Below are 26,793 nucleotides of genomic sequence, written 5' to 3'. Positions count from 1 at the left end.
CAAGAGCCATCGTGCCGGGAGTGTCGCCGGGGCGTCCGTCTCAATGAAAGAAGGATTTCGAATGCAACTGGTCAAGACAGAACGGGACACGCTGCTGCGTCCTCTGCAGACGGTCTGCGGGATCGTCGAGCGTCGTCACACCCTGCCGATTCTCGCCAATCTGGTCATCACGAAGAACGGCCCCTCGCTCTCCTTCCTGTCGACCGATCTCGAACTGCAGGTCACGACCTCCACCGAATGCGCATCGGGCGCGGAGCAGGCCGCCACGACCGTCGCCGCGCGCAAGCTGCTCGACATCCTGCGCGCGCTGCCCGGCGGCGACGTCAGCCTGTCGCTGAACGACAAGCGCCTCACGATCCAGTCCGGCAAGAGCCGTTTCGGCCTGCAGACGCTGGCCGCCGAGGAGTTCCCGACGCTCGCCGCCGCGCAGGACTTCGGTGCCGAGATCGCGGTGCCGCAGCGCGCGTTCCGGCAACTGCTGGCCGGCGCGCATTTCGCGATGGCGCAGCAGGACATCCGCTACTACCTGAACGGCATGCTGTTCATCGTCGAGGGCGACAAGCTGATCGCGGTCGCCACCGACGGCCACCGTCTCGCGTATTCGTCGACGACGATCGAGGGCGACTTCCCGAAGCAGGAAGTGATCGTGCCGCGCAAGACCGTGCTGGAGTTGCAGCGCCTGCTCGAGGACATCGACGACCCGTTGCGCATCCAGATCGGCGGCGCGCAGATCCGTTTCGCGTTCGGCCCGGTCGAACTCATCTCGAAGCTGGTGGAGGGCAAGTTCCCGGACTTCCAGCGCGTGATCCCGAAGGGATACAAGAACCATTTCGTGATCGGCCGCGACGAACTGCAGCGCGCGCTGCAACGCGCCGCCATCATGACCTCGGACAAGTTCAAGGGCGTGCGCTGGCAGATCGAGCCTGGCGTGCTGCGCATCAACGCCAGCAACGCCGACCAGGAAGACGCAAGCGAAGAACTCGAGATCGCCTACGACGGCGACAAGATCGACATCGGCTTCAACGTCACCTACCTGCTCGACGTGCTCGCGAACACCAAGGCCGACATGCTCACGATCAGCCTCGGCGACGCGCAGAGCAGCGCGCTCGTGACCATCCCCGACAACGACCATTTCAAATACGTGGTGATGCCGATGCGCATCTGAGCCTCCGCTCACCCGACGTTCGAGCGCGGGACATGGCGTGGGACGGCGGTGCGGGAAACGGCAGCGCGCCTTCACCGGCGCATCTCCGGTCGAATCGGCCGGGCCTGCCCGGCGCCGGATTCCGCCCCCGGCGGCCCTTCTCCGCCCCCGGCCCGTCGCGCCTCCAGAATGCCTGAAAGTGCCTGGAGCGCGCCCTTTCCCGTCTCGAAATTCGTCATCCCGCCCCTATATAGAGGAGTGGCTGACCGCGCCCTTGCCGGCCCGGTCCTCGACATGATGGCAGCCACGCAGAACCGGAACAGACCATGACTGAACAGCAGAAACCGCAAGCCGAAAACGCCTATGGCGCGTCCTCGATCCAGATCCTCGAAGGACTGGAGGCGGTCCGCAAGCGCCCCGGCATGTACATCGGCGACACGTCGGACGGCACCGGTCTGCACCACCTCGTCTTCGAAGTCCTCGACAACTCGATCGACGAAGCGCTGGCGGGCCACTGCGACGACATCCTCGTCACCATCCACGCCGACAACTCGATCTCCGTCATCGACAACGGCCGCGGCATCCCCACCGGCATCAAGCTCGACGACAAGCACGAACCGAAGCGCAGCGCCGCCGAGATCGTCATGACCGAGCTGCATGCCGGCGGCAAGTTCGACCAGAACAGCTACAAGGTCTCCGGTGGCCTGCACGGCGTCGGCGTCTCCTGCGTCAACGCCCTCTCGCAATGGCTGCGCCTCACCGTGCGCCGCGACGGCAAGAAGCATTTCCTGGAATTCAACCGCGGCGCGGTCATCAACCGCACGCTCGAAAACCACAATGGCGTCGACGTCTCCCCGATCCCCGTCATCGGCACCGCCGAGCACAACGGCACCGAAGTCCACTTCCTCGCCGACACCGAGATCTTCGGCACGGTCGACTTTCACTACGACATTCTCGCCAAGCGCATCCGCGAACTGTCCTTCCTGAACAACGGCGTGCGTATCCGCCTGGTCGACCAGCGCTCCGGCAAGGAAGAAAACTTCGCGTTCGCCGGCGGCGTGAAGGGCTTCGTCGACTACATCAACAAGGCCAAGCAGGTCCTGCACCCCACCATCTTCCATGCCACCGGCGAGAAGGACGGCATCGTCGTCGAAGTCGCCATGCAATGGAACGACAGCTTCAACGAAAGCGTCCTCTGCTTCACCAACAACATCCCGCAACGCGACGGCGGCGCCCACCTCACCGGCCTGCGCGCCGCGATGACGCGGGTGATGAACAAGTACATCGTCGAGAGCGACGCGGCGAAGAAGGCCAAGATCGAAACCTCCGGCGACGACATGCGCGAAGGCCTGTCCTGCGTGCTGTCGGTCAAGGTCCCCGAGCCGAAATTCAGCTCGCAGACCAAGGACAAGCTCGTCTCCTCCGAAGTGCGCGCGCCCGTCGAGGACGTCGTCGCCAAGGCACTCGAAGAATATCTGCAGGAAACCCCGCTCGACGCCAAGATCATCGTCGGCAAGATCATCGACGCCGCGCGTGCCCGCGACGCCGCACGACGCGCGCGGGAAATGACCCGCCGCAAGGGCGTGCTCGACGGCGTCGGCCTGCCCGGCAAGCTCGCCGACTGCCAGGAGAAGGACCCCGCGAAATCCGAGATCTATATCGTCGAGGGCGACTCCGCCGGCGGCTCCGCCAAGCAGGGCCGCGACCGGAAATTCCAGGCCATCCTGCCGTTGCGCGGCAAGGTGCTGAACGTCGAGAAGGCCCGCTACGACAAACTGCTCGCCTCCGAGCAGATCGTCACGCTGATCACCGCGCTGGGCTGCGGCATCGGCAAGGACGACTACAACGTCGAGAAGCTGCGGTATCACCGCATCATCATCATGACCGATGCCGACGTCGACGGCGCGCACATCCGCACGCTGTTGCTGACGCTGTTCTATCGGCAACTGCCGGATCTGGTCGAAAAGGGTTACATCTACATCGCCCAGCCGCCGCTGCTGAAGATCAAGCACGGCAAGGAAGAGCGCTACCTGAAGGACGAATTCGAACTGCGGCAGTACAAGCTGAAGCTTGCGCTGAACGGCGCGGGGCTGGTGACGGCGGAAGGTCAGGAACCGATCGCCGGCGATGCGCTGGGCGAGCTGGCGCGGAGTTACCTGCTGTCCGAGGCGGTGGTCGATCGCGTGCGGCGTCAGGTGGATTCGACGGCGCTGGAAGCGATCATGGATGGCGTCGAGATCCAACTGCACGACAAGGCGAGCGCCGAGGCGAGCGCGCGTACGTTGCAGGAAACGCTGACCGCCGGGCCGTTGAAGCCGGAAATCACCGTGCACGCGGTGCATGACGAAGTGCGCGAGTCGTGGGTGCTGCGGATCGCACGGCGGCATCACGGGAACATCAAGGTCAGTACGATCGACGGAGATTTTCTGGCGACGGCGGATTATCGGCAGTTGCGGACGACGGCGGAGACCTTCCGGGGGTTGATCGGGGAAGGCGCGGTGATTCATCGGGGCGAGCGCAGTCAGGCGGTGGGGAACTTCAAGAGCGCGATGAAGTGGCTGCTGGCGGATGCGGACCGGAATGTGTCGACGCAGCGGTATAAGGGCTTGGGCGAGATGAACCCGAGTCAGCTGTGGGAGACGACGATGGATCCGACCGTGCGACGCTTGCTGCGGGTGCAGATCGAGGATGCCATTGCGGCGGATGCGATCTTCACGACGTTGATGGGCGATGAGGTGGAGCCGCGGCGGGCGTTTATCGAGTCGAATGCTTTGAGGGCGGGGAATATTGATGTTTGAGGCGTAGCGTGGACGCAGGGTGACTTAGTTAGTGCGAAAAGTGACTAAGTTGTGCGAATAGCGCGACTTAGTTGCTGCGGATGAAGATAAGCGCGTGGGTTTCCGTCATCGCATTCGCAATGCAAAAATCGGGCGAGGGAGCTATCCCCTTCCTCCAATTAGAAGTATCAAAGGGTTACAGGCGATTTGCCTGTAACCCTTTTTTTCTCCTGAGGCTATGTAACCGGATTTCTTCGAAGTAGTTCCCATGCGTGTCAACGAGTTTGGCCAGCTACGTATTGCTAGGAAATGCCCACAGCTTACTGAGCTCAGATCTATACCCCGCCGCCAATAACGATGCAAAGCGCTCGCTTGTGGAAACAAGCAGCGCAAACATGGAAAGAAAATCTGGTCCAGCCGATTTATTTTAAATAATACAAAATTACGTAACGAATCGCAATTAATCCAAATCATCGCAACAAAAAATAGAATGGAAAATTAATTTTATTTAATAGAATTATCATATTTGAATTATTTCGGAATTTTCCTATAAAAACTTGCCTTCCATTAGTTTACTATGGAGATAGATGCACCTCGATTCTGCAAAACAAATGGAAAATCGAAAATGTCTGAAAACGCGTGCACTCACTCTGGAAAAATTTTATGCGTTCCACAAGGATGGGAAAACTACATATCTTGTGAATTTCACGAAATACACGTCAAACTAGAATCACTAAATTGGGAAAAAATCGTTGTAACCGGGGAAAACGATTTTGAGGTTTTTGGTAAAATTGCCCATGCGGAGGTAGTTATATTCTGGGAACTTTACGAGTTCGTCGAGAGAAATGAAAAACACCTACTGGAAGATTACAAATCAACAAAAAATTCTTGCAAAAAAATATTTTTTTGCGACGATGTTCACTATTTCACGACGCATCGGCAGAAACAAAGAACTCGTGCATTTTTATGGGCTGATATTATCTTCGCGACATACCCGGATCGCATAAGAAACTGGTACCCCTCGGTTCCAACTGAAAAAATCGTTTGGATGCCACATTCTGCGGCTGGGATTTTTTATCCTGGAAATGTGTATCGATTAGATAAGATACTGTTGTCCGGATCACGTTCATGGCCTTACCCATTCAGGCAATTCTGCCATGAAAGAATTCCTTCCGACATATGCGATAAAATAAGCCATCCAGGTTACCCGGGATATCCTGGAGATATGTCAAATAAGTCTGAATCGAATTCACAAAAGATGAAGGAAGTAGGTAGGAAAGCGTATGGCGATCTCCTGAGAAAATATCCTTCAATGATCGTTTGCGGCTCTATATTCCACTACCTTGTAGCTAAAGTTTTTGAAGGAATGGCATCTGGCTGCCTTGTTGTGTGCGAGTCGGCATCCTTGCAAGATGACTTGTCGAAACTGGGCTTTATCGATGGAAAGCACTACATTGGAACCAGCCACTTCTCCGTTTTAAATGACGTTGAAAAAATAAAAAGAAATTTTTTTGAAAAAAATTTCATATACCAGGAAATTTGCAACAGAGCTTTGACTATGGTTATGGAAAACCATACCACCAAGCGTCGAGCGGAGCAAATGGACAAATTCGCATTAAAGCTTTCGGAGAAGAATAATGGCTAAAAATAGTTATTTGAATTTTTTCAAAAAAAATGGATTTTTAAGTTCTTTGCCGGCCCTAAATAGCCAAGAGGTTGAACAGCTTCTGAAAAACTATCAAGATCTATGCGGAGGATGCGGAAAAATTCTATTAGGTGAAAAAAGATTGTTTGGCCACCTGAAATACGCCTGGGTCCAAAAAGTAGTTACCCATGATAAAATTCTTGAAAAAGTTGAAAAATTAATTGGAGAAAACATTTTTGTTTGGATAAGCGAATTTAACACCAAACCTTCCAATTCCGAGAAATTTTTTTCTTGGCATCAAGATGCTTTTTATTGGAATTTTAAAAACCTGGATGAAGAAAATTTTATTCCCGTCGTTACCGCCTGGATCGCTTTGACGCCGTCGAATAAAACCAATGGGTGTTTAAAATTCATTCCAGGAAGTCATAAAAAAATGCTTCCTCATATTGAGACCAAAAGCAAAGAAAATCTTTTAACTCGCGGTCAGACAATAAAGGAAGCGCTAGAAGACAGTAAAACTTTCTATGCCCAGCTCAATCCAGGCGAATTTTCATTGCATCATCCTTTGATATGTCATGCTTCTGATGCAAACATTTCGGCGGACGACCGGGTCGGCCTAGTTGTACGATACTTGGCTCCGGAGGTTATCCCTCCAGTTCAACCCGCTTATGCATGGTTAGTTCGCGGAGAAGATCGGCACGGGAACTGGAACGATGTTTTTTTAGACGAGGAAGATAATGATCTATTGGTACATCGTTGCATAGATTCGGTAAAATCTTTCACCGGATCTGATTTTAAGTGAATTATTCTATTGGCGTTTTAAAATTATCGAGCAAATTTGAAATGGTATCTACAAAAAAATTTTTTTCCGAAGAGATCATCGAAAAAGTAACGAGGGAGTTATTTATATCAACGCCTCTCCACAAAGCGGATTTGCTTTTTGTTTTTGGCACACGTCACTCCATAGAAAAATTTGCATCGGCAATTTGCGTTTTGTGGTATGGCGGATTTTTTCGCTGGCTTGTAATCACAGGCGGTAGTAGGAAAAAAGAACAGGTCGATGAGGCAACGCTGATTTTTGAAAAAATAAAATCCATTGGGATTCCACATGAATGTGTTTTTCTTGAAAAAAAGGCGTTGCACACAGGACAAAATGTGGAGTTTTCATTACCAATTCTGGACCAGAATATTGGTTTAAAAAATATTCAATCTGTTATTGCCATGGGAAAACATTGCGCATCGGCACGCTATTTAATGACGTTGGAGAAGCACTGGCCCAGCGTGGAAAAAATGCTGCTCGCGGTGAACCATTTCGACATTCCGGATGCAGATTGGCATCGTTACCCACTGACACGCGCTCGTGTCAGTGCAGAATGGGAAAAGTTGGCGCTTTACAAGCGTCTAGGGTATATCGTGGATTGGCATGGGACACGGCATCAAAGCGCCGTATCGTAACAAGAAATACGGCTATTTTCGATGTCTAGCCAATTCACGTCTTCGTGACACCATTGTGAAAATTACTTGGAAGGGGATTGAAAGTCAATACAGGTTGGGTAAAGCATCATTGGGTCGTCGAATTCACTCCGGCATGGTGCGATTCCAAAGAATTAAAAAGTTGTACACCTGGTGCGATCGCCGACTCGACCCTCATGGCGCTTTGCCCTCCCTGGTCCTGACCATCATTTGATCCGGACCCGTTAAAAACTTACTTTGCCCCCCCTCAAAACACCACAATCCCCACCACAAAAATCACCCCCGAAAACAGCAACGCCGTAATGCAATACCCCATGATGTCGCGCACCCCCAATCCCGCGATCGCCAGCGCGGGCAAGGCCCAGAACGGCTGCGCCATGTTCGTCCAGGCCTCGCCATACGCGATCGCCATCGCCGATTTGCCCAGATCCGCCCCGAGCGCCTGCGCCGCCGGCATCACGATCGGCCCCTGCACCACCCAATGCCCTCCGCCCGACGGCACGGCGAAATTGATCACGGCCGAGCTGAGAAACGCCAGGAACGCGAAGGTATGGACGTTGGCGATGGCGATGAACCAATGGGTGATGACGGCGCCCAGTCCGGAGTGGTCCATCACCGCCTGGATGCCGGCATAGAAAGGGAACTGAATCAGGATGCCGGCGGTGCCGCGGGTCGCCTTGCCGATCGCGCGGGCATAGGCCATCGGCGTTTTGTGCAGCAGGATACCCAGCGCCAGAAACGCGATGTTGACCGTGTTGATGTCGAGCGCGAAGCCTTTGGTGGCGAATTGCAGGACGAGGAAGGCCGCGATCAGCAGAGCGGTGAGCGTGGCGAGCACGCGGCTTTCCTCGATGCGTTCGGCGAACGAGGCGTCGGGCCCGAGCACGCGCTGTTCGGTGGGCTCGTCGATCAACAGGGCGGGATCGACGGAAACGACCTTGTCCGGGGCGGGCATCATCGCGCGCGCCAGCAGCGGCAGCATGACGATCAGGCCGAGGGTGATGAACAGGTTGTAGCCGGTGAAGAGGGTGTGCGATACGGGGATGAGGCCGATCGTCTTCTCCATCGGGTTGCCCTTGGTGGCGGCCACCAGCGGCACCGATCCGGAGAAGCCGCCATGCCAGGTCAGAAACCCCATGTATGCCGAGGCGACCAGCAGGCGGTAATCCGTTCCCGCGACGCGACGCGCGACCTCGCGCGCGAACATGGCGCCCAGCACCAGGCCGAAACCCCAGTTGATCGCGCACGCGATGCCGCTGAGCAGCGCCACGAGCATGGTGCCCTGCGCGGGGGTGCGGGCCATGCTGGCCAGCGCCGTCAGGGCGCGTCGGGCGGGGTCGGAGGTGGCGAGCGCGTGTCCGGTGACGAGGATCATCACCATCTGCATGGTGAAGGCCAGCAGGTTCCAGAATCCCGCCCCCCACATCAGGACGAGTTCGGTGGGCGACTTGGGCGTGAGACCGAAGGCCATCGCGAACGTGATGGCCGTCAGCAGCAACGCGAAGATCAAGGGGTCCGGCAGAAAGCGGTGAACGATGTGACTGAAAAATCGCGCGATGCCTCTTATCATGCTGTGTCTCCTTCGTTTTTATGTCGTGATGGTCTCTTTCCGGACCGGTCCTCGCTGCTTCGCGCTAGACGCCGCCGCGTTCGATCGCCAGCGCGACGCCCTGCCCGCCACCGATGCACAGCGTCGCCAGACCCTTGCGCGCGTCGCGGCGGATCATCTCGTAAAGCAGCGTGACGAGCACCCGGCACCCCGATGCGCCGATCGGATGGCCGAGCGCGATGGCGCCGCCGTTGACGTTGACCTTCGCGGCGTCCCAGCCGAGTTGCTGACCGACCGACAGGGCCTGGGCGGCAAAGGCTTCGTTCGCTTCGATCAGGTCCAGGTCGTGGAGGTCCCAGCCGGCCTTCGCGAGGCAACGCTGCGTGGCCGCGACGGGCGCGATCCCCATGACGGCGGGGTCGACGCCGGCGTTCGCATACGCGGCGATGCGCGCCAGCACCGGCAGGCCCAACGCGCGCGCCCGGGTGGCGCTCATCATGAGCACGGCGGCGGCGCCGTCGTTCAGGCTGGACGCGTTGCCGGCCGTGACGCTGCCGTCTTTTTTGAAGGCGGGTTTCAGTTTCGCGAGCGTGTCGAGCGTGGTCGCCGCGCGCGGTTGTTCGTCGGTGTCGAAGTGGTGCGGGTCGCCCTTGCGCTGGGGGACCATCACAGGCGTGATTTCGTCGACGAAGCGTCCTTCGGCGATGGCGTGCAGGGCCTTTTGCTGCGAAGCGAGCGCGAACGCGTCCTGCGCGTCGCGGCTGATCTGGAACCGCTGGGCGACGTTCTCGGCGGTAATGCCCATGTGGTAGTCGTTGAAGGCGTCCCAGAGGCCGTCGGTGAGCATGCTGTCGAGCATGGGGGCGGGTCCCATCCGCAGGCCGGTGCGCACGCCGGGCATCACGTACGGCGCGAGGCTCATGCTCTCCTGGCCGCCGGCGATGACGATGTCCGCGTCCCCGCAACGAATCGCCTGCGCGGCGAGATGCAGCGCCTTGAGTCCGGAGCCGCAGACTTTGTTGATCGTCATGGCGGGCACGGCATGCGGCAAGCCCGCGCGGATGGCGGCCTGTCGGGCGGGGTTTTGTCCGCAACCCGCCGTCAGTACCTGGCCGAGGATGACTTCGTCGACCCGCGCCGGGTCGAGTCCGGTGCGGTCGAGCAGGCCGAGAATCACCCGCGCGCCCAGCTCGACCGCGGGGACCTGCGCCAGCGCGCCCTGGAAACTGCCCACGGGGGTGCGCGTGGCCGCGACGATGACGACGTCTTCCATGATGTTTTCCGATGAGCCCCGCGCGGTGCGCCAGGGCGATGAGGGGGGGGAACGCGGCGGACGTTACGCGAACCGCATCACGGGCACGTCGTCCGGCACGATCAGGCGGCCCGCCGTCCTGGCGACGATCTCTTCGACCGTGACGTCCGGGGCGCGCTCCTTCAATAGGAAACTGCCGTCTTCGATCGTCAGCCAGGCGAGGTCGGTCAGCACTTCGCGGATGCACGCGACGCCGGTGAGGGGCAAGGTGCATTGCGGCAGCAGTTTGGACGAGCCGTCCTTCGCCGCGTGCATCATGATGGCGATGATGTTTTCCGCGCCGGCGACCAGGTCCATCGCGCCGCCCATGCCCTTGACCAGCTTGCCGGGGATCATCCACGAGGCGATGCTGCCCGATACGTCGACCTCGAAGGCGCCGAGCACGGTCAGGTCGACGTGCCCGCCGCGGATCATGGCGAACGACAGCGACGAGTCGAAGATCGACGCGCCCCGCCGGGCGGTGACGGTCTGCTTGCCGGCGTTGATCATGTCGGCATCCACCTCCGCCGCGGTGGGGTATTCGCCCATGCCGAGCAAGCCGTTTTCCGATTGCAGCATGACATCGATGCCCTGGGGCACGTAGTTCGCGACCAGCGTGGGGATGCCGATGCCCAGGTTGACGTAGTAGCCGTCCTTCAATTCCAGCGCGACGCGTTGCGCCATTTGCTCACGGGAAAGTGCCATCTCGAATCTCTCGGTCGGGTGTCCAGGGGGGCGGCGAGGTCACGCGCGCAACGTGCGCTTTTCGATACGCTTTTCGAAACGGCCCTGGATGAGCCGGTCGACGAAAATACCGGGTGTGTGGATCTGGCTGGGTTCGAGTTCCCCCGGCTCGACGATCTCCTCCACCTCCACGACCGTGATCTTTCCCGCCATGGCCACCACGGGGTTGAAGTTCTGCGCGGTATGCCGGTAGACGACGTTGCCGAACCGGTCGGCCTTCCATCCCTTGACGAGGGCGAAATCGCCAGTGATCGCTTCCTCGAGAATGTACTGACGGCCGTGGAAGGCCCGTGATTCCTTGCCCTCGGCCACCTGCGTGCCATAGCCGGTTGCGGTGTAGAAGGCCGGGATGCCCGCCCCGCCCGCGCGCATCTTCTCCGCGAGCGTGCCTTGCGGCGTCAGTTCGACCTCGAGTTCGCCGTCGAGCAACTGCCGCTCGAACAGGGCGTTCTCACCGACGTACGAGGCGATCATCCTGCGGATCTGGCGTTTCTCCAACAGCACGCCAAGTCCGAAACCGTCGACGCCGCAGTTGTTGGAAACCACCGTCAGGCCGGTGACATTCCGCCGATGAATCTCCGCGATGAGATTTTCCGGGACGCCGCACAGGCCGAAGCCGCCGGACAGGACGGTCATGCCGTCGGTCAATCCTTCGAGCGCCGCCTCATAGGTCGCCACCCGCTTGTCGAGTCCCGCCATCGGTCTGCCTCTTCGAATTTTTCAGGCGGCGGAAACGAGGTGCTTCCGCGCGATTCTCGCCACATTGGGCAATCTCCAATCATTTGTCCAATTTGTTTTACAATGCGATTCATTTGAAAGTGTTATCAATGACGAATCGTCAACTGCGCGCTTTTCTGGCCATCGCGGACAGTCTCAGCTTCGCCGTGGCCGCCGAGAGGCTGAACCTGTCGCAACCGGCCCTGAGCCTGGCGATCAAGGGTCTGGAGACGTCGCTGGGCGGCGCGCTGTTCGTTCGAAGTACGAGAAATGTCGCATTATCGCCAGAAGGGGAAACCCTGTTGCCGCTCGCGCGACACATCATCGCGGATTGGGACAATGCGGTGGAGTTGCTGCACCGGCATTTCACGCTGCGACTGGGCAAGGTGTCGATCGCCGCGATGCCTTCCTATGCGGCGAATCGGTTGCCCCTGGCGTTGAAGGTGTTTCACGACCGCTACCCGCGCGTGACGATCACGGTGCACGATGTCGTCAATGAAACGATGCTGGAGATGGTGCGCAACCGCCGCGTGGAGATGGGCATCGGTTTCGAACCGGCGGCCGACGACGCGCTGAACTTCGCACCGTTGTCGGCGGGACGTTTCGTGGCGGTCCTGCCGCCGGACTCGCCGTTGGCGACCCAGACGCGCGTGACGTGGGCACAACTGCGCGACACCGATTTCATTACCCTGCAACGTCCCTCGTCCATGCGGGCGTTGATCGAGGAGCGCCTGGCAAGCGCGGGTCATGGCTTGTCGGTGACGTTGGAGTGCCATCAACTGGTCACCGTCGGCCGGATGGTTGCGGCGGGCCTGGGCGTGAGCGCGGTGCCGACCCTCTGCGTGGCGCAAATGCAGGAGCTGGGCGCACGCTGCGTGCCGCTGACGAATCCGGTGATCCAGCGCAGGATTGGCGTGATGCATCGGAAGGATCACGCGTTGTCGGCGGCCACGCAGGCGCTGCGGACGATCCTGCTGGAGCATGCGTCGGGTTCGTCGGATAGCCGTCACGAATGACGGCGTGCGGCTTCGCCGGTCGCGCAATCATCGCCGGCGGCATCGCGCGGTGTATGGACCGAAAATATTCGCGATTTATCTTTTATTTGGCGTGGCGATGAATATGGCCGGGCGATGAAAGCGGAGTATCGCTTCGATGTGTTTCGCGATGGGCGCGTCCTGGCGACCCAGATCTTCGTCGTCGAAAAAATGCGTGCGAGCGATCTCCCCCACGCTTGTTGGCCTACAGTGACATGCTGGAAAAATACCGGGCAACCAGCATGATTCCGGACCCCGGCGGCACGATGTTGAGGGTCTTCAGGAACTGCTCGCGTGACATCCGACCGGTACATAAAAGGCAAGGACCGGACTGGCGACCAAGGCGCTCCCAAGGCCGGCTATCCCGAATAAGGTACAAGCAAGCGCATGGCTAAGCAAGTAAAACGACTGCATATCCAAAAAAACCAAAGCCCAAAAATCATGCATTTATATAGTTTTACTTAATATTTTATGGAAAAATTTTCAAGAAAGATGATTTTCATTCAGCACCGGCACGACCAATACGCGTGTAGTACCCCTCGACGCCAGGGCCTGGTCAAGGTAGCGCGTTGATTTATCTGTATGGTGTTCGACACGCCCGCGGGCGTGGAAAATCGCACGGGCGGCTATGTCGATATGGCCGGGTTTTGCTTTTCGTGTGGTCGCTTTCGCCGCAGGGCGTGGATTACAGTCAGCCCTAAGTGACACCGCTGAATGCGCTCAGCCATGCGGATTTGCCGCCGGCGCTGGAGGGGACCTGCGACTTCGATATGCTCTGCGATGTCGGTCACGCCTATGCGAAGAAACTCGCCGCCGATGGCAACACACTGACCTACATGCGCACCATGCCGACCTTTCGCACGGTTTTATTCAGATGACGACGCATTCTGCGCGCTGCCGGCAGACAACCGAGGAATTAGCGAAACTTCTCGGCGGCGCGTTCGGCCAGTGATAAGCCTACTTGTGACCACTGGTCGGACTGCTTGCTGGAACTCAGGCCATGCGTCGACGATGCACGCACATCGCATCGTCAATGCATGGCCCGACGTTCATTGCACCAGCGCCTGGAACCCACCCCTGGGATAAGCCGCATTCAACCAGGTAGCGAAGCGGTTCAACTGCGTGCCGTCCACACCGTCCTGGCGCATCTGCGGTATTTGCGTGTAGGCCCAACTCGGGAAGTTCGCGCTCGTGGTGGCATACAAGCCGATGTAAGTACCCGGGACATAATCGCTCCAGCACAAAGAACGTATGCTCCACATGCAGCCTGCTTCTCCTACCGCGGGGTTTACCCCAAGCCGTTGCCAGACATTCAGATCGAAGGAGGTCGAGACGTCCACCCAGTTCGACAGGTAGGCATTGACGACCGCCAGTTCCGTCGCGCTGGACGTACCCTTCCAGATGCCGCTCTGACCGTATTTCCAGACATCGAGCGGGCTGGTGTCGCGGGTCGTCCATCCCTTGTTGACGTCCGCGACACCCACGCCGTTGTCCATTTCCTGCGCGCCCTTCACGACGAACAACAGGTTGCGTGCCGGCTCGACCCGTCCCGACGCCCCCGACAGATTATCGATTACGCCGTACACGTATTGCCAGTCCATCGGCAAGTGAACGTCGTGCACACCATTACCCGGGTTGAGCAAAAGCTGCATTTCATACCACTGGTTCGCTTTCACATAATGTGCGACGGGACTGCCGAACATGCTGTTGAGAGGCGGGAAATCAAGCGCGTGCGGCGATACGTTGAAAAGGAAGCGCCACGTGCCGCACCAGCCACGCGCTTCCAGTTTCGACGCTGGCGCCCCTTTCTGCGTCCAGGCGATCGGGCAGTTGGTTTCCAGATTGAAGTCTTGCGCCAGCTCCCACGATTTGACGAGCTGCCACTGCACCGTGCCGTAGATTTTTTCCTGCTGCGCAAGGGTATAGAGACCAGCAACGCCCATGTTGGGCGGAGTGAACCTTTCGCCGTACTCCACGCCCCAATAGTACAGATCGTTGAAGAAGTCGCCCGTTTTTTCCTGTGCGTAGTTGGCGCCGCCAGTGGTCAGATTCGCCCGCAGATTGTAGGTGGCGCTGCCCCCGCCTTCGCCGTTGTATGTTTTGTTCAGATTTGAATTGGTGAAGTAGCTGCCCCATGCGTCTTTCGGATGGATGCGCGGCAACCAATGGTTCCAGTCGGGCAATTGCAGGGAGATCGGAATTTCGCGGGCGTTCAGGTGACCTGAGGGGGCGATGGCCGTTTTGGTGATGCCATTCGGGAAAATTGATTTGAGCGTGTCGGCATCTCTATCGCTCACCGCGTCCAGCCCCGCGCCGCACGTCCAGTTCTTGACGTCAGACGAATCAAGTCCCGGGCCCGGCTGGTACGGCGGATTCCACGGGCGGCAATTCGACCCCGGCACGCCCAGCGTCGCGCTGAGGCTGCGGATGTAGCTGGCGATCTGTACGCCTTGCGCATCGGTCAGGCCATGGAACACGGCGCGTGTCACGATGGAATAGTTCGAATAATTGAAGCGCTGCAGATCGGAGCCATTGGCGCTATGACAGTCCATGCAATGCGCCTGGATCGTCGACGTGGTCAACGCCGAATTTTGCAGCGTCGCGGTCTGCCACAACTTGAGGCCCGCGGCGATATTGGCCGTGTCCGTCTCCAATCCGACCCACGTGGCGGGATCGTCGATTTTGAAGGCGGTCGATGCCGCCAGATAGGTCCCATTGCCATCCAGCAGGTTGAACCCCAGTACGCGATAGCCCGACGATATACCGTCGGTCTGGTTGAAACGAAAACGAATTGTGTTGACACCGTCGACGCCACCGGTGATGGGCACGGTCAACTTCAGCGTATCGAACCCGCCGCCGATGCCGCCGTAGTATTTGCCCGAACCCTGAATCGCGACCGTCGCGTTGGTCAGGGTGATCCAGGGGCCGTCGTTGATTTGCACGGAACCCTTGCCGTCGTACGACAGGTTGTTGACCCGCATCCACAGCTTCGTCGCCGTGCTGCCGGTCGGGACGGGCAACTGGACGGTAACGATCGAGCCAGCGGTGCCGAGAACTTCCAGCGGCAGCGCGGTGGTGGTGGAGACCGGCGTGAGCGGGTTGGTGGGACCCATATTGCCCAGCGTGGCCACCTTGGCAGCGTAACTTGCCATGTCGGCTTGATCCAGCCCGGCGACTCTTACTGCGGCTTGCGCCACGGTCGTATTGGTGTAGCTGCTGTCGCTGTCATCTCCGCCGCAGCCCGCGAGAAGTGCCGCGAGGGGAAGAACGGATAGCATCGTGCGGAGGGAATGCCGGGGAACACGCCTCATGATTATTACGCTCTCTAAAAATTGACCGCGGTTTCTGCTTCGCGAATGATTTGGACTCCGGCGCTTTATGACGCTTTCATGAAAATTCTGTAGGCGTTTCCACCGCGAAGGTTTTCACGAAAAGGCCTGCTTCGGGGATATACCCGAGGCAACACAGCGCTAAGCGCGAGGACTCGTTTCTAGGATTGGAACTCGGATGTTTCGGGGCAAAGCGGAACAACGCGGTCTTTACCCGTTGGCTCTCCAGACAATGGGCAAAACGGTACCATTTACCGAAAAATTGCGAAAAGAGGATGTCGGTGAAGGCCTTGTTGACTTTTAACAACAAAATTCCCTGCCGGCTCGGATCGAATGCAATCTTCGTTGCAAAGAATGTCCGGATAGTATTCGAAAAAACTTTTGTCGAAAAGAAAAAACGTCGGTTTTTTCTGAATGATAAAAATTTTTTGTGTGTCAAAATTACCTTTTTAAAGGGAGTCCTATTTTTTCAGCGGCAGTTTAATGGTGCTGCGAAAGAGATCAATGGTGCGCGTGGAATAAAAATCAAGCGTGACCGGAAGAGAGTCGGCAGAGCCAAGTTCATGGCCCTTGCAGAGAAATCTGCATGATAAATCCCAGAGGAAACAAGACCCCTCCGGATTTTGCGTGCGGCATTGTCTGGGCGTCCCAGGCATCGTAAAACGGTGAAGCCCGTTGTCGCGCCGGCCCACTTTCCCCCTTGGAGGAAACGGGCACAGCAATTGCGCAACGCGAGGATGCGCAAGCGCGTGCCGCTCGACGAAACACGTGTCGACCCAGGCCATCGTTGCCGCCTACCCTTCTCTCATGGCCGAATCAGGCCTGGCCGAGGGGGACAATTGGACAGGATACCTATTCAAACGGAAAGCGGGAGGGGTCGGCGGGGCTTTCTCGTGTCGTGCTATCTCGCCATGTTCATCGACTATCTGTTTTACGGCATGTGGGTGCCGTTGATTCCCGCCTACTTTCCCGCCGCCCGGGACAGCGGCCAGGCCGGATGGGTGGTATCGAGTTACAGCGCCGGCATCCTGCTGTTCCCTCTCGTTTTTTCGCTATGTCGGGGTCGATTGACCTACTGGCGGGTGATGTTCGCCGCGGCGATTCTCAAGTGCGTCGCCCTGGCGCTGCTGACGGCCGCGGACGACGCGCTGCTTTTTGCCGCCGGGCGCGTGCTGCAGGGGGTCGCTACGGCCGGCACGTGGTCCGCTGCATTCGCCTTCCTGTCGTCGCGGCATCCGGGACGCGGCACCGCGGCAATTGCAGGAGCGGGCGCCGTGGGCGCCGCGGGATATGCGCTGGGCCCGATGCTGGGCGCATGGGCGCAGGAACAGTTTTCTGCCGCCGCGCCGCCGCTCATCATGGCGTGCTTCCTGTCGATCGGTGTGATCTTCTGCGGTATCTGCAAAGGACGGAACGATACCACGCGATCGGATCCCCGCCCACGCGAACGCGTCGTGCACAAACCCGCCATGCGCAGGGGAATGCCGCTCGCGCTCCTGGTAATTGCCACGGCATCGGCCTCCTGGAGTCTGATCGAGTCGCTGCTGCCATTGCGTCACGGTCACCGCGCGGCGCAGTCACTGCAGGATGTGGGTACGCTGTTCACGGTGTCGAGCCTGATCGCCATCGCGCTCACGCCTGCCGTGGTCGCCCTCGTCCAGCGGACGTCCGAGCATGCCGCCGCGGGCATCGGCGCGGCTCTCATGAGCGGGGCGCTCGTCGTACTGGCGTTCAGCGAGGAATGGGGCATCAGCCTCGCGGCGCTGCTGTCGGCACAGATCGCCTATCAGCTCATGTTTTACCCGATGTCCGCCCAGGTGGGGCAACTCGCGTGTGCCATGGGAAACACGTCTGCATTGTCGGCCTATGGTTTGTCCAACAGCGTGTATTCATTGGGGATGTTGGCAACGGGCGGCGCGGAGACCCTGCTGGGCTCACGGTGCGACGCCACGCAGTGGATGCTGATCGCCAGCGCCGGGATCGCCGTGGTCGGCGTGGGACTGTTCGTCTCGCGTCGGGCCGGGTCGGATTGCGGCCTGTGATCCGGTTGCCTGCCAGACGCATGAACCGGCGCCGGTTTCTCGTCGATGCGATGGCCTGGGGTGTGGGATCGACGCCCCTATGCGCATCGTTGCAAGCCTGTTCGTCCGCTCAGGAAAACGGTACGACGCACATCGCCCTGCTCGGGCAAATTGTCATCAGGCGCGCAGTCGATGAGGTGACATGGCCCGGTCGCCCGGCGCTGCAGGCACGACTCGCCGACGCCGACGTGGTGTTCGCCAATCTGGAGTCCGTCGTCGACGGCCCTCGCCCCGGAACACCGACGCGCGCATTGCTGACACTGCACGCCGCCAAGGCGTCGGCGCTACGCACGTTGTCCGCCCTGCACGTCAATCTGCTCGGCACGGCCAACAACCATGCGTTCGACCTGGGCAGCGACGGCATTCGCAATACCCTGGAAGCGCTGCGTCGTGCCGGCATCCCCACGGCGGGGACCGGCGAGAAACTGAGCGTGGCCGCCGCGCCGGCCTACGTTGCGACATCGGGCAGGCAGACGGCCGTCGTTGCCTTCGCGACCGGCATGCTCAGACCGGGTGCCGCGGCAGGCCCGGACCATATCGGCGTCAACGAACTGCGGCGGCACGCCGATGGCCGCCCCCACGAGGAAGATCGGCAACGGATCCTGTGCGCCATTCGCGCGGCCGCGAAGCGGGCGGATGTCGTGATCGCCTGTCACCATAATCACGATCGAGGGCCTGGCCACGAGGCGGTTCCGGATTGGCAGCGTGACTTCGCACACCAATGCATCGATGCGGGTGCCGCGGTTTTTGCCGGTCACGGCGTTCCGGTATTACAGGGCATCGAGATCTACCGCGCGGCACCCCTGTTTTTCGGGTTGGGCAATTTCATGTTTCAGGTGGCCAAACCGGTGGGCGCCTACGAGGAGGGAACATGGGAAGGCGTGATGGCATTGTGCGCTTTCAAAAACCGATGGTGCGAGCACGTGCGGCTCATTCCCGTCGTGCTCAACGAAGTGGCATGCGACGGTAGCGTCGAAGCCGGGGATCGCGGCCTGCCGACGCTCGCCTCGCCCAGTCAGGCCGACGCCATTCTCGCGCGCATCGGCGCGCGCTGCGCCGCTTTCGGCACGTCTGTCTCGCTTCTTTCGCACGAAGGCATCGTGACGATCGACTGACGGTGCGCAAGGCGATGCGTCATTATCGTTTGGCTTATGATCGACATGGCCTTTGTGCAAAACGTCGCGGTACCCGAACGACTCCTCCATCATAAAAACCTTTCAATCATGAAATCCAGCGTCGGCATTCTCGGATTTTTACCGGTGTGCGCCCTACTTTTTGGATGTGGCGGGAGCGGCGGGGGCAGTGGGACGCGAACCACGGCAAGCAGCACGCCCGTCACGAGCGCTGCGTCGCAATGGGTTGCCGCATGGGCCGATGCGCCCAGCGAAGCGACCGGGGGCGCGCAATCCGAATTGACCATTCGCGAAATCGTGAAGCCTACGGTGGGGAGCCGTGGCGTCGTCCGTCTGCACTTTTCCAATTTTTTCGGAACGGCCCCCATCACGATCGGTGCCGTGCATATCGGCAGGCAGACCACCGGTGCCGGCGTCACCGGCGACACGGGCGTGACCTTCGGCGGCGCGGCCTCCGTCACGATCGCTGCGGGAGGCTTCGCGACGTCGGACAACGTGAACCTGACCTTCGCCTACGGCGACATTCTGAGCGTGACCGAGTACGTCTCGGGCTCCTGGGCGAGTCTCACCGCCCACGCGCAGGGCGTCAACGTGGTGACGAATTACGTGACGGCGGCGGGCGCCGGCGATCAAACGCAGGACGTGGCCGGCACTGCCTTCAAGTACACGACATTCAACACGTTTCTCCTGGATCGCGTGGATGTCCTCGGCGACTACAAGGAGACGATCGCGGCGTTCGGCAGTTCGACGACGGATGGCTATCAATCCGGGCGGGATCAACACATGACCTATCCCGAACAGCTTGCGGCAGCGCTGCACGCGGCCGGCCACGATGACATTGCCGTGGCGAACGTGGGTATTTATGGCACCACGGTGCTGGGGACGGGCGCGACGGCCGGGGTGAATCGGTTCGTACGGGATGTGGCGGCCCTGCCCGGGGTCACGAGCGTCATCGACTACCTCGGCGCGAACGATCTGCGTACGGACTGCATCACGGCGGCCAGCCTGATCGACGGGAAACAAAATCTGATCGCGCAGGCGCACACGGCCGGACTCAGGATAATCGAAGGGATCACGGCACCGTCAACATTTTGCGGGGCGCAGAATCCGAGCGGTTTCGGTACGCGCTTCGCGCAGGGAAGCGGCGAGGAAGCGCAGCGCTTTTTGCTCAATACGTGGCAAACGTCCACGCAGCCATCGTCGGTCAACGGCACGACCGTCCAGCCGCCGGCAAGCGACGGCACGATCGACTTCGCGACGGCGTTGGCCGACCCGTCGAACACGAGCTATCTGCTGCCCGCCTACGATTCGGGAGACGATATTCATCCCAATGCCAGTGGCTATGGGGTGATGGCGGCAACCGTTCCCCTGTCGCTTTTTTAAGGGCGAGAGGAACCAGGGAGCGTCGTGCGATTCACGCGCCGACGCAACGCTCCCGCGACAACCGCTTCGCCTCCTCCAGCGTACCGACGATCCCGAGCGCGACAGCGGGGCTCGCGCACACCGCCAGCGGGCTGGGATGGCTCATGTTCAGGATCGCGCAGCCGGGCAGCGCGGCGCGGACGACGGACGCGCCGCGCTGCGCGATCCGCCCGGCGAGCACGACGACCCGCAGCTGGTCGAACAACGCCAGCAGGGACGGCAGCTCCGCGATCCCCCGCGCCAGCTCGGCGGAACGCAGGCCGGGTGAGGATCCGTCCGACGGCGCGGCCAGCCAGGGGACCACATTCCACAGCACCGTCGATTGCCGCGCCAATTCCGCCGCTTCCAGAAAGCGCTTGAGATTGCGCTGCGCCGGCACCGGGTTGTCCCGCGAGACGAAACGGGGCCGGCCGTCGAATCGCGCGGGCGACTGCAGCAGGATCATTACGCGCGCGTTGCAGCCGCCGTCGAGCGGATCGAAGTACGGCACCGCGCGTTGTGTGCGCCGCGCGAGCGCTTCCGCATAGCCGGTCAGACGCGTCATGTGCGGCGCCGTCAGCCGGCGCGCCCTGCGCGAACGGGCGGCGGGATCCGCTAGCGCATCGGTCATCGGCGATTTTTTCGTCGATCCGGTTGCGTCCTCGCCGGTTCCATTGACTTCCTCATGCCCGCCCTCAATCGACATTTCCGACATTTTTTTCCTTACACTGACGCGACACATACAAAGGAAAACGACATGATGGCAAGCGCGAACGTGCGACGTCTTACCGCCAGCGAAGCCGAACGCGATGTGCCGGCACTCGTCGACGTGTTGATCGACTGCGTCGAGGGCGGCGCGTCAGTCGGCTTCATGCTGCCGCTGGCGCGGGACAAAGCCGAGGCGTTCTGGCGCGGCGTCGCGGCGAGCGTCGCGCGGGGCGAACGGGCGCTGCTGATCGCGGAAGACAGCGAGGGCGACATCGTCGGGACCGTGCAACTGGTGCTCGCGCAACCCGACAACCAGCCCCATCGGGCCGATGTCGCGAAAATGCTGGTGCATCGCCGGGCCCGGCGTCGGGGTTAGCGGCGTTCGATCACCATGCCGCGCTTGCTGGAAAACCGCTCCAGCACGTCGTAGGACATGGCGACGTCCGCCTGCTCGGGAGCCACGCCGGAGGGGTTGTGGAAGCGGCAGCCGTTGCGGTCGGCGGCATGGATGAGGATGAGATGCCCGGCGTCGCGGATGTTCTTTTTCTCGGGGCGCCGTATCTCGGTGCTGACCGACCAGATCAGGAAACCATCCTCGGGCAGGACGCTCTCGATCTGCTGAACGTCGCAGTGCCGCAGCACTTGCCCCTTGAGCGGAAAATCCTTCGTGACGAACGCGAGAAAGGGGTCGTAGATCAGGCCGTCGACGCCGCCGTCCTCGCGCAGGCGATAGGCATTCTCTTCGAGCGCACGCGCGAGCAGCGCTTTGTTCGAAAGCGCGGGGATCCCGTAGTAGCCGAGAATCGCCTGGAAACATGCGAGGCCGCAGATGCGACGCGCCCAGAAGCGGTAGTCGTCGGGGTCGGTGAATCCGGTGTTCGTCCAGGAGGGATCCTCGCAGGGGTCCATGCCGGCAGCAATGCGTTCATTGAAGGCGGGGTCGGCCCACTGACTGACGTACGGCACCTGTTTCTGCATAGCGACTTTTTTCTGTCGGCCCGGGAGCCGCCTGTGGGAAATTGTTTGTGCCAATGGGGCACGGGTCTCTGATGATAACGTTCGGATCGCCTAAACTCATCGGGACGTTTCCCTATGAACGATGAAGGACGCGATGAATTCAGGCACGACTCAGGACACACCGCGCACTGTCGCGCGGCACGTCGATTTCTCGGCGGCCGCGGACGTGGTGGCACGCGCGTTGATCGGCGCGACGCTTTACGTCGACGGCGTGGGCGGACGGATCGTCGAAACCGAAGCCTACGATCGCGAGGACCCCGCGTCGCACAGCTTCTCGGGGCCGACCCCGCGCAATGCCGCGATGTTCGGGCCGCCCGGGCATGCTTACGTGTACCGCTCCTACGGCATCCATTGGTGTCTGAATTTCGTGTGCCGCGAGGCGGAACACGGGGCTGGGGTGCTGATCCGCGCGCTGGAACCACTCGCGGGCCTGGAACGGATGGCGGCGCGGCGCGGAATGGACGACCCACGTCTGCTGTGTTCGGGCCCGGGGCGGCTGGGGCAGGCATTGGGCATCACGCATGCGTTGAACGGTCTGGCGCTCGATGCGCCGCCCTTTGCGGTGACGGCTGCCGGGACCGACATGCCCGAGGCCCTGGTGCTGGTGGGCCCGCGCATCGGCATCACGCGCGCCGCGGACGTGCCCTGGCGCTTCGGGCTGGCCGGCTCGCGGTTCCTGAGCCGACCCTTCCGGTAAGTGGCGCCGTGGCGCTGCGGAGCCTGCGTTGCAGGGGGCGCCGGGCCATGCAGTGACGCCATGTTGCCCGATACCGCGGCGACCGGCCCGCTCAGCCGGGATGGGGCTCGTCTTTCCGATGTGGCGGATGGGCTTCCTCGTGGGGATGCGGGACTTCCCTTGCCGCCGGAGGCGGGGTGACGTGTGCGGCCTCGTGGGCCGCCGCATGCGCGGGTGCGGCGACGTGCGCTGGTGGGGCTGCACGCTCCGGCGCGGCCGCATGCGTGGGAGGATGCGCCAGCGGGGCATGAGCATCGGCGACATTGCGCTCCGGCGCATGGGGCGGCGCCGGCTGCGTATGCGGCCGGGCCGGCGCGGCGGGCTGTACCGGCCCGGCCGGCCGCCCGGGCATGACCGGATGCGCGGGGGCGTTGGGGGCGACCGGCGCCGGGACGACGGGGCGCGCGATGGGTCCGAAGCGGCTCGGCGTCGCCGGTTGCGTGGGCAAGGACCGCATTGGCCGACCCGGTGCAGCCTGCCCTGGCACCGTCGCCGGTGTCGCGCCACCCGGCGTGGACCTGACCGGTGCGGGGAACCCGGCCGCGGCGGGAGCGCGCGCGCCGGCAGACGCGTCGTGTGCATTGAAACGCGGGACCGTCATGCCGACCATCGGGTTGGCCCTCTGGCCGGCCATCGGATTGGCCGTCGCGCCCGGGCCGGCGGCACCGGCGGGCCGCCCGCCGGGGTTGCCGGGGTTGCCGGGGTTGCCGGGCGACGTCGGCGCGGCGCCGGCAGCAGGTGCCTGTGCCGCGTCGCCACGGCCGCGATTGCCGTTGTTGCCGGGAGTGACAGGACCGTACTGGTTGACGATCTGATGGACGACCGTGCTCGAACGCGAGACATACGTCGTGTTGTGATAGACGACCGCCGGCGGACGCCAGTCGGGTGAGCCGCCCCGCCCACCAGGACCACCGGGACCACCGGGACCACCGTTCGGCCCCGGGAAACCGCCAGGCGCCGGACCGCCGGACGCCGGACCGCCCCAGTTCATTCCCCATGCATGCCACCCCCACCCGTCACGATGCTGAAGCGCCGCCCCTATCGCGACCCCCGCGCCGAAGGTCAGCACGCCGGCGCTGACCCATTCGCCGGTGTCGTGGCGCGGCTCCCGGTAGACGTAGCCGGGATAGCGCGCGACGGGTTCGCCATACGCTACCGCCGGGTCATAGGCAGGCACGTAGACCACGTCCGGCTGCGCGGGCACGATCTCGATCGTCTCCGGCGGCGGCGGGACGCGCCATGCGCCGGCACCGGCGGCGGGCACCGCACGTTGCGCGACGTCGACGCGCAGCCGGGCCGACGTCTTGAGATTGCCGGACTGCCGCGCGCGTTGCCGCATCACCTGGATCGCGTTCATCACGTCCGCCGGGTCGTTGACGTAGGCCTCGCCCAGCACCGTCGTCCAGGCAAGGTTTTTCGTCATCTGATCGAGCACGGCCGGGAACGCGGTCAGCGATTTGACGCCGACGTCCCAGGGCTGCGCGTTGGCGGCCTGTTGCAAGGCGTCGCCCTGCAGCGACGGGTTGCGCACCAGCCATGCGTCGGCGTCGGTGATCTGGCCGGGGTAGGTGGCGCCGGCCAGCACCTGGGCAATCAGCTTGTCCGGAAACAGCGCGATGGGCGCCACCATCTGGTAGAGCCGATCAGCGGTGGGCGGTACGTACGCAGCGGGAGCCGCAGGAGCGGCAGAAACGCCGGAAACCGGCTGCGGGCCCGATGCGCCGCCCGCCGGCGCGTCGCCCTGCTTGCCGCATCCCGCCATGGCGAGCATTCCAACGATCAATGACGACGCCATCAGCAGGCGTTCCGGTCTGGTGCGATTCGGCTTCATGTCGTGCGTCTCGTGAGGGTTTCTCGTTATTCCGCCTGCTTTCTTTTATCCGCTCGCGCCGCCGCTGCCTAGGGAAAAGATGTTAAAGACCTCTCCGTTTGTACGTGAAAGGCGCTTCCAAGCCCGCCGAAAGCCTCGCGCGCCGCGCCACGTCGGTCCGTTCCTGCGGCGGCATTCCTCCCGCGCGCACCGCCGACGCGATAAAATCGCGCATTGGCCGATATGACGGCCCACCGCCACCAGGTTCCCATGCTCCGTATAAGCGAAATCAAGCTGCCGCTCGACCACCCCGACGCGGCGCTCGAAGCGGCGATTCACGACCGTCTCGCGCACATCCACGTGCCCCCCGCCGATCTTCTCCGCTACACGGTGTTTCGCCGCGCGCACGATGCGCGCAAACGCTCGGACATCAAGCTGACCTATATCGTCGACGTCGACGTGAAGCACGAGGCCGCGGCGCGCACGCGCCTGGCCGGGCAGCCGCATTTGTCGGTCACGCCGGACATGGCCTACCAATTCGTGACGCAGGCGTCGCCGCTGCCCCCGCACGGCAGTGCCCCCGTCGCCCGGCCTCCGCGCCCGGTCGTGATCGGCATGGGGCCGTGCGGCCTGTTCGCCGGCCTGATCCTCGCGCAGATGGGATTCCGGCCGATCATCCTGGAGCGCGGCAAGGCGGTGCGCGAGCGGACCAAGGACACCTGGGGTCTGTGGCGCAAGAACGTGCTGCATCCGGAGTCGAACGTGCAGTTCGGCGAGGGCGGCGCAGGGACGTTCTCGGACGGCAAGCTGTACAGCCAGATCAAGGATCCGAAGCACTACGGCCGCAAGGTGCTGGAGGAGTTCGTGCTGGCCGGGGCGCCCGACGATATCCTCTACCTGAGCCGCCCGCATATCGGCACCTTCCGCCTGGTCGGCATGGTCGAGAAAATGCGCGCGACGCGACCATCCACCAGCTGGGCGGCGAGGTGCGCTTCGAGACGCGGGTCGACGACATCCTGATCGAGGATGGCAGGGTGCAGGCGCTGGCGTTGTCCGATGGCGAGACGCTGCCCTGCGACCACGTAGTGCTCGCCGTCGGACACAGCGCGCGCGATACCTTCGAGATGCTGCACGCGCGGGGCGTGTTCATGGAGGCGAAGCCGTTTTCGCTGGGTTTCCGGATCGAGCACCCGCAGGGGCTGATCGACCGCAGCCAGTTCGGCACGTTCGCCGGACACAAGCAGCTGGGCGCGGCCGATTACAAGGTGGTCCATCATTGCAGCAACGGCCGCGCGGTCTACAGCTTCTGCATGTGTCCGGGCGGTACGGTGGTGGCGGCGGCATCGGAACCGGGCCGGGTCGTGACGAACGGGATGAGCCAGTATTCGCGCAACGAGCGCAATGCGAACGCGGGCATCGTGGTGGGCATCACGCCGGAGGACTTTCCCGGCGGCCCGCTCGCCGGCATCGCGTTCCAGCGGCGTTGGGAAGAACGGGCGTTCGAACTGGGCGGCGGGGATTACCGGGCGCCGGCGCAGAAGGTCGGCGATTTCATCGCGGGGCGCGCGTCGACGTCACTGGGCNCTCCACGCGTGGCACGACGCCTCGGCACGTGGCCCCCTATAGTCCTCCGGCGTGATGCCCACCACGATGCCCGCGTTCCTCCACGCGTGGCACGACGCCTCGGCACGTGGCCCCCTATGGCCGCATCTGCTTCCTATCCCTTCCCGCGCGGCAGGAATTGCCCGCCACGCGGCAGCCTCAATGCGCTTCGCCCTCGGCGAAGCGGTGTGACGCCCGGCGGGACGGCAGGGGCGCGGGGACGTGCGGCAACAGGCGTATGATTCCCTGCTCGCGCAACGAGCGCAATGCGAACGCGGGCATCGTGGTGGGCATCACGCCGGAGGACTTTCCCGGCGGCCCGCTCGCCGGCATCGCGTTCCAGCGGCGTTGGGAAGAACGGGCGTTCGAACTGGGCGGCGGGGATTACCGGGCGCCGGCGCAGAAGGTCGGCGATTTCATCGCGGGGCGCGCGTCGACGTCACTGGGCGCGGTCGAACCGTCCTACAAGCCGGGGGTGAACCTGACCGACCTGAGCACCGCCCTGCCGGACTACGCGTCACTGGGCGCGGTCGAACCGTCCTACAAGCCGGGGGTGAACCTGACCGACCTGAGCACCGCCCTGCCGGACTACGTGATCGAGG

At 61.7% G+C, this 26,793-nt stretch carries 20 protein-coding genes and 3 pseudogenes; 15 read left to right on the top strand and 8 right to left on the bottom strand.

What is annotated here, in order from left to right; genetic code table 11:
* Nucleotides 1-61: 61 nt before the first annotated feature.
* The 5 genes from dnaN to OVY01_RS17840 all read left to right on the top strand — a co-directional run bounded on the left by dnaN (nt 62) and on the right by OVY01_RS17840 (nt 7,021).
* Nucleotides 62-1,165 (top strand): DNA polymerase III subunit beta, encoded by a 1,104-nt coding sequence (dnaN, locus tag OVY01_RS17860; RefSeq protein WP_267848920.1) that lies wholly within the window; start codon nt 62-64, stop codon nt 1,163-1,165.
* 305 nt (nt 1,166-1,470) lie between these two features.
* The gene (gyrB, locus tag OVY01_RS17855; protein WP_267848919.1) at nt 1,471-3,942 is read left to right on the top strand and encodes a DNA topoisomerase (ATP-hydrolyzing) subunit B; all 2,472 of its coding nucleotides are present in this window, start codon (nt 1,471-1,473) and stop codon (nt 3,940-3,942) included.
* Between the two features lie 604 nt (nt 3,943-4,546).
* Nucleotides 4,547-5,566 (top strand): glycosyltransferase, encoded by a 1,020-nt coding sequence (locus tag OVY01_RS17850; protein ID WP_267848918.1) that lies wholly within the window; start codon nt 4,547-4,549, stop codon nt 5,564-5,566.
* Nucleotides 5,559-6,368 (top strand): phytanoyl-CoA dioxygenase family protein, encoded by an 810-nt coding sequence (locus OVY01_RS17845; protein WP_267848917.1) that lies wholly within the window; start codon nt 5,559-5,561, stop codon nt 6,366-6,368. The genes OVY01_RS17850 and OVY01_RS17845 overlap by 8 nt, the downstream gene beginning before the upstream one ends.
* Nucleotides 6,365-7,021 carry an ElyC/SanA/YdcF family protein gene (locus tag OVY01_RS17840; RefSeq protein ID WP_267848916.1) on the top strand — a complete coding sequence of 219 codons (657 nt, stop codon included), beginning with the start codon at nt 6,365-6,367 and terminating at the stop codon, nt 7,019-7,021. Before OVY01_RS17845 ends, OVY01_RS17840 begins: the two co-directional genes overlap by 4 nt.
* Nucleotides 7,022-7,286: 265 nt before the next feature.
* Here the strand turns inward: OVY01_RS17840 and OVY01_RS17835 are convergent, their stop codons facing one another.
* From OVY01_RS17835 to OVY01_RS17820, 4 genes are all read right to left on the bottom strand, one after another.
* On the bottom strand, nt 7,287-8,609 hold the full coding sequence (locus OVY01_RS17835) for a TIGR00366 family protein (protein ID WP_267848915.1): 1,323 nt from the start codon (nt 8,607-8,609) through the stop codon (nt 7,287-7,289).
* Between the two features lie 64 nt (nt 8,610-8,673).
* Complete coding sequence (locus OVY01_RS17830) at nt 8,674-9,861, bottom strand: acetyl-CoA C-acetyltransferase (RefSeq protein WP_267848914.1); 1,188 nt, start codon at nt 9,859-9,861, stop codon at nt 8,674-8,676.
* Nucleotides 9,862-9,924: 63 nt separating this feature from the next.
* Nucleotides 9,925-10,584 (bottom strand): 3-oxoacid CoA-transferase subunit B, encoded by a 660-nt coding sequence (locus OVY01_RS17825; RefSeq protein ID WP_267848913.1) that lies wholly within the window; start codon nt 10,582-10,584, stop codon nt 9,925-9,927.
* 39 nt (nt 10,585-10,623) lie between these two features.
* Complete coding sequence (locus OVY01_RS17820) at nt 10,624-11,322, bottom strand: CoA transferase subunit A (RefSeq protein WP_267848912.1); 699 nt, start codon at nt 11,320-11,322, stop codon at nt 10,624-10,626.
* A gap of 128 nt (nt 11,323-11,450) precedes the next feature.
* On the opposite strand from OVY01_RS17820, the gene OVY01_RS17815 reads away from it, so the two are divergent.
* Together OVY01_RS17815 and OVY01_RS17810 are read left to right on the top strand one after the other, a co-directional pair.
* Nucleotides 11,451-12,356, top strand: coding sequence for a LysR family transcriptional regulator (locus tag OVY01_RS17815; protein WP_267848911.1), 906 nt, complete (start codon nt 11,451-11,453; stop codon nt 12,354-12,356).
* Nucleotides 12,357-13,075: 719 nt separating this feature from the next.
* On the top strand, nt 13,076-13,252 hold the full coding sequence (locus OVY01_RS17810) for an alpha/beta hydrolase family protein (protein WP_267848910.1): 177 nt from the start codon (nt 13,076-13,078) through the stop codon (nt 13,250-13,252).
* A 171-nt stretch (nt 13,253-13,423) separates the two neighbouring features.
* On the opposite strand, the gene OVY01_RS17805 is transcribed toward OVY01_RS17810, so the two are convergent.
* The gene (locus tag OVY01_RS17805) at nt 13,424-15,652 is read right to left on the bottom strand and encodes a hypothetical protein (protein WP_267848909.1); all 2,229 of its coding nucleotides are present in this window, start codon (nt 15,650-15,652) and stop codon (nt 13,424-13,426) included.
* A gap of 332 nt (nt 15,653-15,984) precedes the next feature.
* Here OVY01_RS17805 and OVY01_RS17800 point away from each other — a divergent pair, with 332 nt between their 5' ends.
* The 4 genes from OVY01_RS17800 to OVY01_RS17785 all read left to right on the top strand — a co-directional run bounded on the left by OVY01_RS17800 (nt 15,985) and on the right by OVY01_RS17785 (nt 20,300).
* A complete protein-coding gene (locus OVY01_RS17800) occupies nt 15,985-16,293 on the top strand; it encodes a hypothetical protein (protein ID WP_267848908.1) in 309 nt (102 codons plus the stop codon).
* Between the two features lie 303 nt (nt 16,294-16,596).
* Nucleotides 16,597-17,745, top strand: a complete 1,149-nt coding sequence (locus tag OVY01_RS17795; protein ID WP_267848907.1) for an MFS transporter — start codon at nt 16,597-16,599, stop codon at nt 17,743-17,745.
* Nucleotides 17,746-17,765: 20 nt separating this feature from the next.
* Entirely contained in the window at nt 17,766-18,899 is a 1,134-nt protein-coding gene (locus tag OVY01_RS17790; protein ID WP_349293534.1) for a CapA family protein, read from the top strand.
* A 399-nt stretch (nt 18,900-19,298) separates the two neighbouring features.
* The gene (locus OVY01_RS17785) at nt 19,299-20,300 is read left to right on the top strand and encodes a GDSL-type esterase/lipase family protein (RefSeq protein WP_267848906.1); all 1,002 of its coding nucleotides are present in this window, start codon (nt 19,299-19,301) and stop codon (nt 20,298-20,300) included.
* Between the two features lie 31 nt (nt 20,301-20,331).
* Here the strand turns inward: OVY01_RS17785 and OVY01_RS17780 are convergent, their stop codons facing one another.
* Entirely contained in the window at nt 20,332-21,033 is a 702-nt protein-coding gene (locus OVY01_RS17780) for a uracil-DNA glycosylase (RefSeq protein WP_267848905.1), read from the bottom strand.
* A 42-nt stretch (nt 21,034-21,075) separates the two neighbouring features.
* Between OVY01_RS17780 and OVY01_RS17775 the strand changes: the two are divergent.
* Nucleotides 21,076-21,399 (top strand): annotated as a pseudogene (locus tag OVY01_RS17775) (GNAT family N-acetyltransferase); the annotation flags it as partial.
* On the opposite strand, the gene OVY01_RS17770 reads toward OVY01_RS17775, so the two are convergent.
* Nucleotides 21,399-22,004 (bottom strand): cysteine peptidase family C39 domain-containing protein, encoded by a 606-nt coding sequence (locus OVY01_RS17770; RefSeq protein ID WP_267848904.1) that lies wholly within the window; start codon nt 22,002-22,004, stop codon nt 21,399-21,401. The pseudogene OVY01_RS17775 and the gene OVY01_RS17770 overlap by 1 nt on opposite strands.
* 133 nt (nt 22,005-22,137) lie before the next feature.
* On the opposite strand from OVY01_RS17770, the gene OVY01_RS17765 reads away from it, so the two are divergent.
* Entirely contained in the window at nt 22,138-22,740 is a 603-nt protein-coding gene (locus OVY01_RS17765) for a DNA-3-methyladenine glycosylase (RefSeq protein WP_267848903.1), read from the top strand.
* A 91-nt stretch (nt 22,741-22,831) separates the two neighbouring features.
* Here OVY01_RS17765 and OVY01_RS17760 read toward each other — a convergent pair whose 3' ends face one another.
* Nucleotides 22,832-24,610: a DUF3300 domain-containing protein gene (locus OVY01_RS17760; RefSeq protein ID WP_267848902.1), complete on the bottom strand. Its 1,779-nt coding sequence runs from the start codon at nt 24,608-24,610 to the stop codon at nt 22,832-22,834.
* A gap of 249 nt (nt 24,611-24,859) precedes the next feature.
* Between OVY01_RS17760 and OVY01_RS17755 the strand changes: the two are divergent.
* Both OVY01_RS17755 and OVY01_RS17750 read left to right on the top strand, forming a co-directional pair.
* Nucleotides 24,860-26,208, top strand: a pseudogene (locus tag OVY01_RS17755) (NAD(P)/FAD-dependent oxidoreductase); the annotation flags it as partial.
* Nucleotides 26,209-26,435: 227 nt separating this feature from the next.
* Nucleotides 26,436-26,705, top strand: a pseudogene (locus tag OVY01_RS17750) (FAD-dependent protein); the annotation flags it as partial.
* Nucleotides 26,706-26,793 lie beyond the last annotated feature (88 nt).

The organism is Robbsia betulipollinis (assembly GCF_026624755.1).
Lineage (GTDB): Bacteria > Pseudomonadota > Gammaproteobacteria > Burkholderiales > Burkholderiaceae > Robbsia > Robbsia betulipollinis.
Note: the sequence above shows the minus strand (reverse complement) of the source record. Positions and strands in the feature narration are given on the sequence as shown.

Excerpts from the sequence above, each read along its gene's own strand:
- OVY01_RS17815 (WP_267848911.1), top strand. The coding sequence starts at position 11,451 with ATGACGAATCGTCAACTGCGCGCTTTTCTGGCCATCGCGGACAGTCTC.
- OVY01_RS17850 (WP_267848918.1), top strand. The coding sequence starts at position 4,547 with ATGTCTGAAAACGCGTGCACTCACTCTGGAAAAATTTTATGCGTTCCA.
- dnaN (WP_267848920.1), top strand. The coding sequence starts at position 62 with ATGCAACTGGTCAAGACAGAACGGGACACGCTGCTGCGTCCTCTGCAG.
- OVY01_RS17845 (WP_267848917.1), top strand. The coding sequence starts at position 5,559 with ATGGCTAAAAATAGTTATTTGAATTTTTTCAAAAAAAATGGATTTTTA.
- OVY01_RS17765 (WP_267848903.1), top strand. The coding sequence starts at position 22,138 with ATGAATTCAGGCACGACTCAGGACACACCGCGCACTGTCGCGCGGCAC.
- OVY01_RS17760 (WP_267848902.1), bottom strand. The coding sequence starts at position 24,610 with ATGAAGCCGAATCGCACCAGACCGGAACGCCTGCTGATGGCGTCGTCA.
- OVY01_RS17835 (WP_267848915.1), bottom strand. The coding sequence starts at position 8,609 with ATGATAAGAGGCATCGCGCGATTTTTCAGTCACATCGTTCACCGCTTT.
- gyrB (WP_267848919.1), top strand. The coding sequence starts at position 1,471 with ATGACTGAACAGCAGAAACCGCAAGCCGAAAACGCCTATGGCGCGTCC.
- OVY01_RS17820 (WP_267848912.1), bottom strand. The coding sequence starts at position 11,322 with ATGGCGGGACTCGACAAGCGGGTGGCGACCTATGAGGCGGCGCTCGAA.
- OVY01_RS17780 (WP_267848905.1), bottom strand. The coding sequence starts at position 21,033 with ATGTCGGAAATGTCGATTGAGGGCGGGCATGAGGAAGTCAATGGAACC.
- OVY01_RS17825 (WP_267848913.1), bottom strand. The coding sequence starts at position 10,584 with ATGGCACTTTCCCGTGAGCAAATGGCGCAACGCGTCGCGCTGGAATTG.
- OVY01_RS17830 (WP_267848914.1), bottom strand. The coding sequence starts at position 9,861 with ATGGAAGACGTCGTCATCGTCGCGGCCACGCGCACCCCCGTGGGCAGT.
- OVY01_RS17805 (WP_267848909.1), bottom strand. The coding sequence starts at position 15,652 with ATGCTATCCGTTCTTCCCCTCGCGGCACTTCTCGCGGGCTGCGGCGGA.
- OVY01_RS17770 (WP_267848904.1), bottom strand. The coding sequence starts at position 22,004 with ATGCAGAAACAGGTGCCGTACGTCAGTCAGTGGGCCGACCCCGCCTTC.
- OVY01_RS17790 (WP_349293534.1), top strand. The coding sequence starts at position 17,766 with ATGAACCGGCGCCGGTTTCTCGTCGATGCGATGGCCTGGGGTGTGGGA.